Here is a 14,644-nt window from a genome sequence, read left to right on the forward strand (position 1 = left end):
GGCCGGCCCGGCGCCGGCACCTCGGGCCGGGCTTGCGCCGCTAGCCATGCGCACGCCCCCTGCGGCCGCGGGCTCCAGGCTCCGGGCTCCGGGCGCCGGGCGCCGGGCGCCGGGCTCCGGACTCATGATTTTCTGTAGATGGCACTGGCGCTGCCGTCGAGGCGGGCACCGACGGTGTTCAGCGAAAATCCTTCGGAAAATCACGCCCGCCGAGGAGTCCGACCGTGAAAGCCGAACATCGCGCAGTCCCCGCCGCCCCCAAGGGCCCTGTCGTCGCCCCCAGGAAAACCGCCAACACCGACCACGCCCTCCCGCGCGCGAAGAGGCTCGCCGCCCTGCTCCGCCTCGGCGTTCCCGGCGCGCTGGCCGGCTTCGCCTGCCTCGCCGGCGCGCAGCAGGGCGCGCCGACGGATGCGGAAGCGGTGGCCCTCAACCCGGTCGTGGTCACCGGCGCGCCCACCGCCACCGAGAGCTTCGAGCTGCCCTACTCGGTCGATTCGGTCGACCTACGCGCCAACCAGGCCGGCAACCTCGGCGTGAACGCCTCCGAGGCGCTCGCCGGCGTGCCCGGCCTGGTGATCCAGAACCGCCAGAACTATGCCCAGGACCTGCAGATCTCGGTGCGCGGCTTCGGCGCGCGTGCGGCCTTCGGCGTGCGCGGCGTCAAGCTCATCGCAGACGGCATCCCGGCCACCAACCCGGACGGCCAGGGCCAGGCGGCCACCTTCAACCTCGACACCGCCGAGCGCATCGAGGTGATGCGCGGCCCCTTCGCCACCGTGTATGGCAACCACGCCGGCGGCGTCATCCAGCTCTTCTCGCGCAAGGGCGAGGGCGATCCGCGCGTGCGCGCCAGCGTGCTCGGCGGCAGCTGGGGCACGACCAAGTTCGGCATCGGCGCCGAGGGAGAGAAGAATGGCGTCGGCTTCGTGCTCGACGCCTCGCGCTTCGACACCGACGGCTACCGCGACCACAGCAAGACCCGCCGCGACCAGGGCTTCGCCAAGCTGACGCTGAACCCGGACGAGGACAGCACGCTGACCCTGGTGGCGAACGGGCTGCGGCAGCCGGAGACGGAGGATCCGCTGGGCCTCACCTGGGATCGCTATCAGCTCGACCCGCGCAGCGTCGAGCCCGAAGCGCTGGCGTACAACACGCGCAAGAGCATCCATCACCTGCAGGGCGGCGCGACGTATGAACGCCGCTTCGGCGAAGACCGCCTCGAACTGACCGCCTACACCGGGCGGCGGAGCGTCACGCAATACCAGTCCATTCCCTTCGACGTTCAGGGAAGCCCGCGCCATGCCGGTGGCGTCATCGACTTCGATCGCGACTTCTACGGCATGGGAGCGCGCTGGATCGACCACAGCGACCTCGCCGGGGGCCGCCTGACGGTCACCGCCGGCCTGGACTACGACCGCTCCGAGGACGATCGCCGAGGCTATGAGAACTTCATCGCGCTCGTCCCGGCTGGCCAGCTGCTCGGCGTGAAAGGCATGCAGCGTCGGGACGAGATCAACACCGTCACCAGCCTCGCACCCTACGCGCAACTCACCTTCGCCCAGGGTCCGTGGCAGTGGTCGGCGGGGGTGCGCCACACCAAGGTCCGCTTCAAGGTCGAGGACCACTACATCGTCACCGGCAACCCGGACGACAGCGGCAGGCTCGAGTACAGCCGGACCACGCCGACGCTGGGCGTCACCTATGCGCTGAGTGAGGCCACCAATCTCTACGCCAGCCTCGGCACCGGCTTCGAGACCCCTACGCTGGGGGAGATCGCCTACCAGACGCCGCAGAGCGGCTTCAACTTCGGACTTCAACCGTCGCGCAGCAAGCAGGCCGAGATCGGCATCAAGACCTTCGTGACCGACAACACCCGGGTCAATCTGGCGCTGTTCTCGATTCGCACGAAGAACGAGATCGTCGTCGCCGACTCGCTCGGCGGCCGCACCAGCTACATGAATGCGACGGAGACCTCGCGCGAGGGCGTCGAGATCGCCGCCGAGTCGGAACTCGCACGCGACTGGAGCGCGCGCGCGGCGCTGACCTGGATGACCGCCGAGTACGACGAGGGCTTCGAAACGCGCAGTCGCGGAAACGTCACACAGATCCCCGCGGGAAACCGCATCCCCGGGATCCCGGCGCTCACCGCCTACGCCGAGCTCGCCTGGAAGCCGCTCGCCGGGCTCGAGCTCGCCGGAGAGGCGCTGTATCGCGGCAAGGTGTACGTCAACGACCTCAACGACAAGCCGAGAGCACCGGCCTACACCCTGTTCAACCTGCGCCTGAGCGCCGAGCAGCGCCAGGGGCCCTGGACCTTCGGGCAACTACTCCGGGTGGACAACGTCTTCGATCGCAAGCACGTGGGCTCGGTCGTGGTCGGCGACAGCAATGGCCGCTATTACGAACCCGGCCCCGAGCGCAGCGTGTATGCCGGCGTGAGCGCGAGCTACCGGTTCTGAGCGCGGCAGCGGGGGCTCTTGTAGGAGCGCCGGCAGGCGCGAACAAAGCCGCGGGGAAAGGGACGCGCGTCGGGTGACCGAGCGCCGCCTTCGCGCCTGCCGGCGCTCCTACAGAAACCGGCGCGCGTCCCGGCCGCGTCCCGACACAAACCGTCGCGCGTCCCGGCCGCGCTGTAGGAGCTGCGGCAGCTGCGAACACGGCGGTCGGGTCATCGGCGCGCGTCGCTTTCGGTCGGCGCCGCTTTCGCGCCTGCCGGCGCTCCTACACAAACCGTCGCGCGTCCCGGCCGCGCTGTAGGAGCTGCGGCAGCTGCGAACACGGCGGTCGGGTCATCGGCGCGCGTCGCTTTCGGTCGGCGCCGCTTTCGCGCCTGCCGGCGCTCCTACATAAACCGGCGCGCCTCCGGGGGGGCTGTAGGAGCGGCGGCAGCCGCGAATGGGGCGGTTCGGTCTGCGAGGCGAGGGATGAGGGCTGCGGCCGCCTGCGCGCCTGCCTGTGCTCCTACATAAACGGCGCGGGTCGGGAGCTTTTGTATGAGCGCCGGCAGGCGCGAACAAGGCCGCGGGGGAAGGGACGCGCGTCGGATGACCGAGCGCCGCTTTCGCGCCTGCCGGCGCTCCTACAGAAACCGGCGCGGGTCGGGGGCCTTTGTAGGAGCGCCGGCAGGCGCGAACAAGGCCGCGGGGGAAGGGATGCACGTCGGGTGACCGAGCGCCGCTTTCGCGCCTGCCGGCGCTCCTACAGAAACCGGCGCGGGCGGGGGCTCTTGTTGCGGATGGAACGGCGACGTGCGTCTTGGGGTGAGGTGCGCGTCAGAACGGGCGTCCCATCCTCCTGTAGAGCGTGTTGCGCGCGACGCCGAGGTGGCGGGCGGCGGCGGAGAGGTTGCCGTCGAAGCGGGCGATCGCGGCGCGGATGGCGTCGTCGTCGAGCGCGCGGGCGCGCCGCAGCGGGAGCAGGTCGGGGTCGTCGGCGAGTCGCGCTGGGCGCGCCTCGCGCTCGGAGAGCGGCAGTGGGGAGAGGGACGATACGGAGTGCAGCGATCCCGAGCGCGGCGGCACCGAGTGCGACGCCGTCGAGTACGGCGATGCCTCCCCGGCCGCCTGCAGCACCTCTTCGGGCAGATGCAGCGGCAGGATGCGCGTCTCGCCCTCGTCGAGCAGCGCGAGCGCGACCTCGAGCACGTTCTGCAACTGGCGGATGTTGCCCGGCCAGGGGTAGGCCGCGAGGATCGCCATGGTCTCGGGCGCGGCCTCGACGCCGGTCGGCGCGGGATGATGGCTGCTGCCGTCGAGCAGGCGGCGCACGATGCGCTGCAGGTCGCTGCGCGCGCGCAGCGGCGGCAGCTGCACGCTCAGGCCGTTGACCCGGTAGTACAGGTCCTCGCGGAAACGCCCGGCCTTGACCTGCTCGCCGAGCTGGCGGTGGGTCGCGCACAGCAGGGCGATGTCGACCGGCACGGCGCTGCCCGCCCCCACCGGCTGCACGCAGCGCTCCTGCAGCACGCGCAGCAGCCGCGCCTGCATCGCCAGCGGCATGTCGCCGATCTCGTCGAGGAAGAGCGTGCCGCCGTGGGCCTGCTGGATGCGGCCGACCGCCCCCTCCTTGCGCGCGCCGGTGAAGGCGCCGCCGACGTAGCCGAAGAGCTCGGACTCGATCAGGTTCTCGGGGATGGCCGCGCAGTTGACCGCGACGAAGGGACCGTCGGCGCGCGGGCCGCTGTTGTGGCAGGCGCGCGCGAGCAGCTCCTTGCCGGAGCCGGATTCGCCCTGGATCAGGATCGGGATGTTGCGCCCGACGATGCGCGCGCAGCGGTCGAGCGCGAACTGCAGCGCGGGATCGCCGGTAGACAGGGCCTCGAGCGTGACACGCCCGCGCGCCGAGCGCGAGGGGTCGGGGGTGGCGACGACGCGGGCCGCGCTGGCTGGAGCCGCCTGGGCACCGGCCTGCCAGGCCGGGCTCACCCGCACGCGCACATGAACCCGCGCCCCCGAGCGCAGCTCGAGCTCGACCAGGGCCGCCGGATCGCGCGCCGCGCGCCCGATCAGCGTGCCGAAGCCACCGCGGAACAGGTTGGAGAAATTCCCCAGGCCCGCAACACGGCGCTCATCGACGCCCAGCAGCGCACGCGCCTGGCGGTCGGCGGCGACGATCTCGCCGTCCGGGTCGATGGCCAGCAGGCCTTCCTGCAAGCAGCCGACGCCCTCGGGGCGCGGGTGGAAGGAGAGCAGCGCGTGGCGCGCATGTTCGCTCTCGAACAAGCGGCGCTCGACCAGGCGCACCCCCATGCGCGCGAGCCCGAGGGTATGGGGCTGGTGGCTGCGGTGGTCGCCCGAGATGTCGAGCGCGCCGAGGAGCTCGCCGCGCCAGTCGAAGATCGGCGCCGCGCTGCAGGTGAGCACGCCGTTGCAGTCGAGGTAGTGCTCGGCGCCGAGCACCTCGACCGGCGCGCGCTCGATCAGGGAGGCGCCGATCGCGTTCGTGCCGCGCTCGCATTCGCTCCAGTTCGCGCCGGCCTGCAGCACCACCCGGCTGGCGCGGTCGACGAAGGCGGGATCGCCGATGCCGTGCAGGATCATGCCGCTGGCGTCGGCGAGCAGCACCATGCTGCCCGAGGAGCGGATCTGTTCGTGCAGGTGCTCCATGACGCCGCTGGCGTGCGCGAGCAAGGCCGCGCTGCGCTCGCGCGCCACCATCAGGTCGCCGCGCGTCGTGCTGGGCGGACGCACGCGCTCGCCCATGTCCAGCCCGAGGCGCTGGCAGCGCGCCCACGAGCGCAGCACCGGAATCGGCAGGCCCGCGTCGGGCACTTGTCCGGACGAGGAAAACTGCCTGCGCAGCGACTCGACCACCGCCGCCTGCGCGGCACGCACCGTGTTATCGACCATCGTCTCCTCTCCACCTGCGGCCGTGGTGCGCTCGCGTCATGGACGCCGCGCCCGGGCTCTTCCGCCGTTGTCCCGGCCGCTCCGGGGGTCGGATCGCGGCCGTCTCGTCCAACGACTGAAGCCAGCATCATGCCGCAAGCGTGACACCGGAGGCGTGCGGCGGCGAAGAAAATGCCGACGATCAAGAATTCCTATCGCCCGAGGGCGCGATCCTCCGCCTCCACCGCCGCCATCTCGGTGTCGTCGTACAGCCGCGAGCGCGTGTGGAAGGCCTTGCCGGTGCCGCCTTCGAGCGAGAAGGTGCCGCCCTGGCCCTCGACCACGTCGATGATGAGCTGGGTGTGCTTCCAGTATTCGTACTGCGAGGCGCTGATGTAGAAGGGCACGCCGCCGATCTCGCCCAGATGCACGTCGTAGGGCCCGATGGTGAGGTCGGTGGGCAGGTAGCAGTTGGCGGCGCTGTTGTCGCAGCAGCCACCGGACTGGTGGAAGATCAGGTCCGGGCCATGCTCGGCCTTGATCTGCTCGATCAGCGCGAGCGCCGCCGGGGTGGCCGTGACGCGTTCGACCATGTCATGAACCTCCAGGATGAAAAACGGGGGCGGTCGCCCGCCCCCGGCAAGGTCGCCCGCAACGCGGGCGAGGGAGGGAGAACGCCTTGATCAGAAGAAGCCGAGCTTGTTCTCGCTGTAGCTCACCAGCAGGTTCTTGGTCTGCTGGTAGTGGTCGAGCATGACCTTGTGGTTCTCGCGGCCGATGCCCGACTCCTTGTAGCCGCCGAAGGCGGCGTGCGCCGGGTAGGCGTGGTAGCAGTTGGTCCACACGCGCCCGGCCTGGATGGCGCGGCCCATGCGGTAGGCGACGTTGCCGTTGCGGCTCCACACGCCGGCGCCCAGGCCGTACAGGGTGTCGTTGGCGATCGCCAGGGCCTCGGCCTCATCCTTGAAGGTGGTCACTGCGAGCACCGGCCCGAAGATCTCCTCCTGGAAGATGCGCATCTTGTTGTGGCCCTTGAACAGCGTCGGCTGGATGTAATAGCCGTCGGCCAGGTCGCCGTCGAGCTGGGCGCGCGCGCCGCCGATCAGCACCTGGGCGCCCTCTTCCTTGCCGAGCTGCAGATACGACTGGATCTTGCTCATCTGCTCGGCGGAGGCCTGCGCGCCCATCATGGTGTCGGTGTCGAGCGGGCTGCCCTGCTTGATCGCGGCGACGCGCTTCACCGCGCGCTCGATGAAGCGGTCGTAGATCGATTCCTGGATCAGCGCACGGCTCGGGCAGGTGCACACCTCGCCCTGGTTGAAGGCGAACAGCACCAGGCCCTCGATCGCCTTGTCGAGGAAGGCGTCGTCCTTGTCCATGACGTCGGCGAAGAAGACGTTGGGCGACTTGCCGCCCAGCTCGAGCGTGGCCGGGATCAGGTTGTTGGCGGCGGCCTGGGCGATCACGCGGCCGGTGGAGGTGGAGCCGGTGAAGGCGATCTTGGCGATGCGCTTGCTGGTGGCGAGCGGCATGCCGGCCTCGCGGCCGTAGCCATTGACGATGTTGAGCACGCCCGGCGGCAGCAGGTCGGCGATCAGCTCCATCAGCACCAGGATCGAGATCGGGGTCGACTCGGCGGGCTTGAGCACCACGCAGTTGCCCGCACCCAGCGCCGGCGCCAGCTTCCACGCCGCCATCAGGATGGGGAAGTTCCACGGGATGATCTGGCCGACCACGCCCAGCGGCTCGTGGATGTGATAGGCCATGGTGTTCTCGTCGATCTCCGAGATGCCGCCTTCCTGCGAACGCAGGCAGCCGGCGAAGTAGCGGAAGTGGTCGACGGCGAGCGGGATGTCGGCGTTGAGCGTCTCGCGGATCGGCTTGCCGTTATCGACAGTCTCGGCGTAGGCGAGCAGCTCGAGGTTGGCCTCGAGGCGGTCGGCGATCTTGAGCAGGACATTGGAACGGGTGGTGGCGTCGGCCTTGCCCCACTTGGGGAAGGCGGCGTGCGCGGCGTCGAGCGCGAGCTCGATGTCCTCGGCGGTGGAGCGCGCGGCCTCGGTGTACTTTTGGCCGGTGATCGGCGTGACCACGTCGAAATACTGGCCCTTGACCGGGGCCACCCACTGGCCACCGATGAAGTTGTCGTAGCGGGTCTTGTACTGGAGCTTGGCGTCGGCCTGGCCGGGCAGTGCATACAACATGGTCTCTGTCTCCTGGTGTGGTTTCGATTGCGGGCGGTTTCGCCACACACCCACCCTGCAGCCCCCGTGCCAGACAGCCTCCTCCTTTCTCAACAACGACTTAGCGTTTTTCAAACGGACGCCCCGGACGCTCCGTGGGGCATTCGGAGCAAATCCGGACTGCTCCATTTGCTCCAGGTGCTCCACGAACGGTGGCGCGCACCGCCGTCGATGCGGACTGCCCCGCAGGGCACATCGACGATGAACTGGCCAACGCATCGTGCTCTGCTATACCGAAGACATGAATCCTCTCCGGAGGGATCGAGAATGACTCGTCTGACGAAAGCTCTGCTCCTGGTCGGAGGGGTACTTCTCGGCCTCTCCCAAGGATACGCGGACGACAGTTGCGGCTATGCGCGCGATGGCGCCTGCGATGAACCGCTGCTGTGCGCCACCGACACCGACGGAACGGATTGCGCCGGCGTGCCGGCAGAAGTCCGGGCGGGCGTCACCAACGACACCGCCGAGGACAACGATCCCCTTCCCGTCGACGATTCGTTGCCGGCAGGACTCTGGCAAGCCCTTGAGTCGGCAGCGTGGTCGCTTTATTTCCTGCCCAACCGTTTCGGCCTGGATCCGGACACGATGCTCCTCTGGCTCGTGATCGGCGGTGTGGTCCTCGCCCTTTATCTTCGGGGCAAGAAAGGGCCCGCCACGACCGATACGATCAGGGACCTGGTCTGGAGGGCGATGAGCCCGGATGTGCAGCCGGGCGATGGCAGCGAGATCGGCGAGGCGAGACGCCAGTGCAGGCGCATCGCAGAAGCGCTCGAGAGAGAACTGGGCGAAAGGAACACGAAGTTCCGCATCTACGTCGACGCAGACGCAGTCAGCGTTCCATGGTTGCGGGTGGACTGCGTGATACGCGACGAACGTGGAAGCTTCCTGAGCAACCTCGTGATGGATTTCAAGCCCCAACCGTTCGGAACGATCCCGGTTCTCGTCGACTTCGAGATCGACCAGTTGGGACGGCGCCGGCGCATCACCTCCGCATACGAGTTCGGACCGGACCAGATCGCGCTCATGGCAGCCTGCCTGGGCGGAGCGTCATCGCCGTTCCGCTGGACCGGGGCACGGGCGCGCGAGATGCCTTGGCAATTGACACGCGAGAAGCAGCGGATCGCCCTTTTGGAAGCTCCGTTCATGACCTCGTTGCGAGGGACGCTAAAGCTGACCGGGCTGCTTGCGGGCTTGGTGATCACCTCGATGGCGTTCGGCGCCGCGCCGGCCATGACGATACTGGTCGGACTGGGTGGCTACGTGGCATACCGGCGATTCCATGTCCCGCCACCGACCTACCGCATCGTGGCGGCCTGCCCGCCACGTCCACCACGCGACCTGCGGGGACTGGATTCGTGGCAGACGGTCGTCCGCGATCTGGGCGGGCAACGGGATGTCGTGCTGGAACGGTTCGAGACGATGCTCGCGGACAGGTTGTCCGACGCGAGCGAGCCGATTTCGATCAGACGGGAGAACATCTGGTACAGCGGCGCGGAAGACAAGGTCGAACGCCAGCAACTGGCGCTGACCTTGCGGCGCGCCATCGTTTTCGTGCGCATCGATCGCTATGGCCGGGACCTGTTCGTCGGCTGGGACGCGCACGTCAATCTACTGTCCTGGAAGGACCGTGCGCTCCACAAGGGTTACCGGGACGGTGACGGGCTGAAGGTGGAACTCGTGGGCATCGAGACGCAGTACCACCAGATCAACGAGTACGACATCACCGACGCGAACTTCCTGCTCGAAGCCACCCACGCGCACCTGAGCAGCCTCGTCAAGGACCTGCTGCGGGAACGGGAAATAGACCAGGAAGTCGATTTCAGCATCGTCCGCGAATCGCGCCAGAAGTTGATGGAGGCGCCCCCCTCGGCCGGGAACGGCTCGCGCCGTCGCTTCTTCCGCAAATCCTGAATCATGTGGCTCGAACGTCTTCAGGCGGATGACGAAGAGTGGGTCCAAGGCGCGCTGACCCTCGCACCTGGTCCTGCGTCGGAATGGGATCCCGAAACCCGGAACACCATGAATCGGGTCCTCGAGACGCTGACCCTCGTCGATCGGGTCACCCTGTCCAAGCGGGTGGTATTCGCTCCCGCCACGGGCGTGGTCCTCACCTATCAGTGCATCGTGCCGGTGGCGGCCGCCTCCAGGCTCGAAGCCGGCTGGGCCACCCTAGAGACTGTCGGCCGGCGGAAGGGAAACGTACGCGTTCCGACCAGCGCGGCGGACTTCGATCCGATCGTGGGGAGCAGTCCGTCGCTGCACGCGCTCGTCGGCAGCCCGCGCTACCGCTTCGGAGACACCTGGATCACCTGTCCGTTCCGCGCCGCCGCAACCTGGGCGCATGTCGCCGCAGCAGGCCCGCGGACGGCTGATCTGGACGATGCAGCACATGGCTATCAGGTCAATCTCTACGGCTTCCATCCAGCGCCGGCGCAACTGCGCGAGATCCTGCTCAACAGGGACCGCCAAGACCGCCTCCCGGCGCTATCTTCCCAAGTCCTGCAACAACAGCATGGACTCGTCGAGCGCGCACGATACGGCCGCTGGCTGAGCGAGGAGTTCCTTCTGGCCGACAGCGAAACCGCCGCCGCCGCGCTTCGCAAAGGCGCGGAGACCCTGTTCCGAAGATGCTATCCCGGGTTCGACGCGGGCCCCGAAGTGATCTTTTCCATGGGCCGCTGCACCGACAACCTGACCCTGGCGTGCTCGTTCGACGATACTTGCGCCGCCGACGCGAGCTACGTCGCCTCGCACGCAGTCGACCAGGAAACCTGCTTCGAACTGCTCGCGCTCGACGACGATCTGCCATCGCTCCAACCCGCCCGCCCGATGGTGACCGGGCGCCGCTACGCCTTCATCAGCTACGCGCATGTCGACACGGCCAGAATGCTCGCCGTGCGCGGGATCCTCGACAGCAGCGGGATTGAAACCTGGCATGACACGAGTATCGACGGTGGCGAGGACTGGAACGCCGTGCTCGAAGGGCAGATCCGCAACTGCTCGCTCTTTGTCCTCGTGCTCAGCCCTGCCGCGGCGGCCTCCAGGATCGTGCGGCGAGAGCTCCGCTTCGCCGATGCCCTCGAGAAACCCCTGCTGTGCATCCGCCTGGGCGAGACCTCGCTGACGGACGGTCTCGCGATGTTGCTGCTACCACTGCAGTGGATAGATGCCGACAGGCCCGACAGCGCGGAGCGGATCTCCACGGCAGCACGAAAGTTGCTGCAGATTCGCGACGTTTGATGTCCCGCGCGGAACCATCGAAGGGCGGCGCGCCCGCGTCGTGCCGCCCCGCAATTCCCGAACCCTGCGTCCTAGCCTCAGAACATCAGGATGCCGCCCACCGAGATGGTCCGCGTCTTCAGGTCGCCCGCGAAGAGGTCGGCGCCGTCGCCCTTCTCCTGGTTGTATTCGCCCACCAGGGTGATGTACTTGTTGAGGCTGTGATAGACCCCCGCCGTGGCCGAACGGAACTTGTTGGTGTCCGCCAAGGTACCGCCGCTGTCGCGGTTCTCGCCGAAATTGAGACCGAACTTGGTCTTGCCCACGGTGTAGGTGCCCTGCACGAAGTAGCCCTTGCCGTCAGTCTTGCCGAAGGGCGAGAGGTAGAGCGCGCCGACCGTCGACAGGCCCAGCCCGCTCGCGTCGAAGCCGTAGGCGACGGCCTCGAAGGCGCCGATGCCGATCTTCGCACCCAGCTCGAAGCCGCTGGCGTTGAAGCTGCCCGCGCCGCTGGTGCGCTGGTGGACCGCTCCCGCCCACACCGAGCCCTTTGCCGCACCCGACGTCCAGTCGTAGTTCGCCATCGCCTGGAAGCCGGGGTCCTTGGTCTCGTCGCCAGCGAACTTGTTGGGGTCGAAGATGCCCGCCGAGGCCGAGAAGCCGCCGAAGGCCGGCGTGGTATAGGTGATCTGCGGCTGGAAGCCGGTGTACATGTAGCCGTGGCCGATCATGCCGAAGGTGGTGTTGAAGGGCGTCGATGCGTAGCTGTTGCCGCCGAGCCCGAGCAGGGTCATGTCGGACAGGATGATCTTCTGCCCGAACAGCCCGATGTCGCGCCCGAGCTTCACCGTTCCCCACTCGGTGTTGCCGAACTGGAAGTACAGGTTGCGCGTGTCGATCTGGGTGAAGGGGCTGTCGCAGCCGGTGCCGCCGCCACAGCTCGGGTCGCTGGGCAGGCCGACGACGTCCGACTTGTCGTTGATCCCGGGCGCGAAGCCGACGTGGGCCTTGATGTCCAGCCCCTCGACCTTGGTCGTGAACACGAAGTTGATCCAGCCCGGCAGCAGGCCGTTGGTCAGCGCGGAGTCGGTGGTCTTGACGCCAGCACGCTCCTCGCTGCGGTGGGAATAGAAGCCGTTGACCGTGCCGTTGATGTCGAGCGTCGCGTCGCCCTGGGAGAAGCCGATCGCCTGGGCCGGAGTGGCGGCGAGCGCGAGCAGCGCGGCCGAGAGCGCCGCCGGCAGCACGGCGGTGGTGGCGGATCGGGCGTGGCGGTGGCTGGAAAGCTTGTTTTGCATGGAGGTCCCCTCGGATGGTGTGGATGCCGTCGACTCGTCCGCGTGGCGGACGGATCGAGAACGGGCTGCGCAAGCAGCTGTGCCACACCCCGAAAAACGCCCCGATCTTGGCATTCAAGCGCAGTACGGCCGCACAGTCCGCTCCGGATGCTCCACAATCCCTGCCCGCACTGCTTCGGAACGGCGCCACTGGAGCAATCGCCGACCACGGGCACCCCGCCTCATTCCGCTTCGCACACCCCTCGACAGGATTGCCGCTTCGATGAGAGAGTCCCCCGCCCCGCCGACCGCGCCACCCCCATCGACGTCTGCCCCGAGCACGCCCCCCTCGGCCGGCCGCACCGAAGCCGCGTGCGCGGCATCGGGCCGCTTCCCGCTCGCCCTCATCGGCCCCGGCGCACTGGGCCTGCACTTCGCAGCCCGCCTCGAAGGCGTCGTTCCGATCGCGCTGATCGCGCGCGACGAGGCGTCGGCTGCGCGGCTGCGTGCAGGCGTCGAGGTGGATGGGCGACGTTTTCGGCCGCAAGCCTTCGGGCCGGAGCAGGCCCCGGAGGCGGACTGGGTGATCGTGCTGGTAAAGGCGGGCGACACCGCGGCGGCGGCGGCAACCGCCAGCCGCATGCGCCCGCTCGGCGTGCTATCGCTGCAGAACGGGCTGACCGGGGAGTTGCTGCGCGCGCACTGCACGGCGCGACAGGTCGAACAGGGCATCACTACCGAAGGCGCCTATCGCGAGCGCGGGGACGAGGGCGACCGGGTACATCCCTCGGGGGCGGGCGAGACCCTGGTGCCTCCCGGTTTCGAGGCGGTCGCCGAGCTCTTCGTCCGCGCCGGGCTGCGTGCCCGCGTCGAGCCCGGCATCGCGCATGCCCGGCTCGCAAAGCTGCTCGTCAACGTCGCCATCAATCCGCTCGCGGCGCTGTTCCGCGTGCCCAACGGCGCGCTGCTCGATCGGCCGCATCGCGTGCTGCTCGACACCCTCGTGCGCGAGGCCCTGCCGGTATTGCGCGCGCAAGGGCTCGACCTCGACGAGGCGGCCGCGCTCGCCCGCGTGCATGCGGTCGCCCGTGCCACCGCGGCCAACCGGGCGAGCATGCTTCAGGACGTGCTCGCCGGCCGGCGCACGGAGATCGACGCGATCACCGGCGCCCTGCTGCGCATGGCTGCGGACCACGCGATCGAGCTTCCCACCCATCGGGCGGTGCATACCCTCGTGCACGCGCTGGAACCCTGAGCGCGGGCGGATCGCACCGGATCAAGGCGCGAGCGGGTCGGACGGGCTCCCGGCGTCGAGACCCGCCCCCCCGTCCTCCGCCTGGCGCCCCCTCACCCGCTTACTGCGCGCCCCGGGCTTGACCGTGTCCGACATGGCCACCTCGCGCAAGCTCGCCTGCACGAAGCTCAAGTGCAGGTTCGCCGCCTTTCGCGCTGCAGCCGGATCCCGCGCAGCGATCGCCTTGACGATCTCCGCATGCTGTTCGTCGAGCAGCCCGACGTTGCCCTGCTGGTGGTAGAGCGCTTCGCGCGCGCGCAACATGTTGATGCGCATCAGATTGAAGATCCCGCGCGTTACATGCAGCAGGGCGATGTTGTGCGAAGCCTCGGCCACGGCCATGTGGAAATCCACGTCGCGGTCGGCATCCTCGAGGGCGTCGAACTCGCCCTTGCGTTTGCGCATGCGGGTCACCAGCCCGTTCAGCTTCTTGATGTCCGCATCCGTGGCACGAAGGGCCGCGAACTGGGCGGCGATGCACTCGATGCCGTGACGCAGCTCCAGGACGTCGTCGACCGTCGACGGATGTCGTTGGAGCAGGTGCACCAGCGGGTCGGTGATCACTGGACCGGTCACGTCGGTCACGCAGTAGCCGCCACCGCGGCGCGCCTGCAGCAGGCCACGACTCTCGAGGACGAGCAAGGCCTCGCGCAGGGAGGGGCGGGACACATCGAGCTGTTTGGAAAGATCGCGTTCGGGCGGCAGGCTGTCACCAGGCTTGAGCGCTCCGTTCGCGATGAGCCCCTCGATCTGCTCGGCAATGGTGTCGGACAAGCGCGGACGCCTGGGCTGCACGACTGCACTGAAGGATGGGCCGGTCGACATGATCGCGATCTCCTTGGGGTCCGACATTTCCGAAGCGCCCCGACACGTGCTCGATCGCCCCGGAGTGCGCCGCGCATTCTACGTCCATCGCCGCCGTCCTTCCGTGGCAGGGATAGCACTTGCGAGCTGATAGACCGAGAGAATACTATGATAAAACCTTCTTGGTCAGACCAAGCAGGCCAAAGATCCCGGCCGACCAGAAAAACCAGGCTAGCCAAACGTCGAGCGCTCCCGCAGGGACCTCATTTGCGAGGCTGCGGGACGCGGAAGCGAAAACCAACCGGAGGAGGCGACATGAGCATGCAAGGGGATATCGATGTCCGTGAGACGACTGAATGGACCGAGGCGCTGGCCGGCGTAGTCGAAAACGTCGGCCCCGAGCGCGCCCACTACCTGATCGAGACCCTGATCGCGACGGCGCGCCAGGAAGGGGTGAACATCCCCTACTCGGCGACG

10 protein-coding genes are annotated in these 14,644 nt (G+C 68.5%); 5 read left to right on the forward strand and 5 right to left on the reverse strand.

What is annotated here, in order from left to right; genetic code table 11:
• Positions 1 to 224: 224 nt before the first annotated feature.
• A complete protein-coding gene (locus C667_RS12850) occupies positions 225 to 2,462 on the forward strand; it encodes a TonB-dependent receptor family protein (protein WP_004365106.1) in 2,238 nt (745 codons plus the stop codon).
• A gap of 813 nt (positions 2,463 to 3,275) precedes the next feature.
• Here the strand turns inward: C667_RS12850 and C667_RS12855 are convergent.
• From C667_RS12855 to exaC, 3 genes are all read right to left on the reverse strand, one after another.
• Positions 3,276 to 5,351 carry a sigma-54-dependent Fis family transcriptional regulator gene (locus tag C667_RS12855; RefSeq protein WP_004365108.1) on the reverse strand — a complete coding sequence of 692 codons (2,076 nt, stop codon included), beginning with the start codon at positions 5,349 to 5,351 and terminating at the stop codon, positions 3,276 to 3,278.
• Between the two features lie 191 nt (positions 5,352 to 5,542).
• Positions 5,543 to 5,923 carry a DUF779 domain-containing protein gene (locus tag C667_RS12860; protein ID WP_004365109.1) on the reverse strand — a complete coding sequence of 127 codons (381 nt, stop codon included), beginning with the start codon at positions 5,921 to 5,923 and terminating at the stop codon, positions 5,543 to 5,545.
• A 90-nt stretch (positions 5,924 to 6,013) separates the two neighbouring features.
• Positions 6,014 to 7,534: an acetaldehyde dehydrogenase ExaC gene (gene exaC, locus C667_RS12865; protein ID WP_004365110.1), complete on the reverse strand. Its 1,521-nt coding sequence runs from the start codon at positions 7,532 to 7,534 to the stop codon at positions 6,014 to 6,016.
• Between the two features lie 306 nt (positions 7,535 to 7,840).
• Between exaC and C667_RS12870 the strand changes: the two genes are divergently transcribed.
• Together C667_RS12870 and C667_RS12875 are read left to right on the forward strand one after the other, a co-directional pair.
• Positions 7,841 to 9,484 (forward strand): hypothetical protein, encoded by a 1,644-nt coding sequence (locus tag C667_RS12870; protein ID WP_004365111.1) that lies wholly within the window; start codon positions 7,841 to 7,843, stop codon positions 9,482 to 9,484.
• Between the two features lie 3 nt (positions 9,485 to 9,487).
• Positions 9,488 to 10,813, forward strand: a complete 1,326-nt coding sequence (locus C667_RS12875) for a toll/interleukin-1 receptor domain-containing protein (protein WP_083881321.1) — start codon at positions 9,488 to 9,490, stop codon at positions 10,811 to 10,813.
• Between the two features lie 77 nt (positions 10,814 to 10,890).
• On the opposite strand, the gene C667_RS12880 is transcribed toward C667_RS12875, so the two are convergent.
• The gene (locus tag C667_RS12880) at positions 10,891 to 12,090 is read right to left on the reverse strand and encodes a porin (RefSeq protein WP_004365114.1); all 1,200 of its coding nucleotides are present in this window, start codon (positions 12,088 to 12,090) and stop codon (positions 10,891 to 10,893) included.
• Positions 12,091 to 12,352: 262 nt separating this feature from the next.
• Here C667_RS12880 and C667_RS12885 point away from each other — a divergent pair, with 262 nt between their 5' ends.
• Positions 12,353 to 13,324: a ketopantoate reductase family protein gene (locus C667_RS12885; RefSeq protein ID WP_004365115.1), complete on the forward strand. Its 972-nt coding sequence runs from the start codon at positions 12,353 to 12,355 to the stop codon at positions 13,322 to 13,324.
• 21 nt (positions 13,325 to 13,345) lie between these two features.
• Here the strand turns inward: C667_RS12885 and C667_RS12890 are convergent, their stop codons facing one another.
• Positions 13,346 to 14,215 (reverse strand): FCD domain-containing protein, encoded by an 870-nt coding sequence (locus C667_RS12890; protein WP_004365117.1) that lies wholly within the window; start codon positions 14,213 to 14,215, stop codon positions 13,346 to 13,348.
• 267 nt (positions 14,216 to 14,482) lie between these two features.
• On the opposite strand from C667_RS12890, the gene C667_RS26915 reads away from it, so the two are divergent.
• A partial coding sequence (locus C667_RS26915) for a pyruvate dehydrogenase E1 component-related protein (RefSeq protein WP_004365121.1) occupies positions 14,483 to 14,644 on the forward strand: 162 nt, incomplete at its 3' end.

It is taken from the genome of Thauera phenylacetica B4P (assembly GCF_000310225.1).
Taxonomy (GTDB): domain Bacteria; phylum Pseudomonadota; class Gammaproteobacteria; order Burkholderiales; family Rhodocyclaceae; genus Thauera; species Thauera phenylacetica.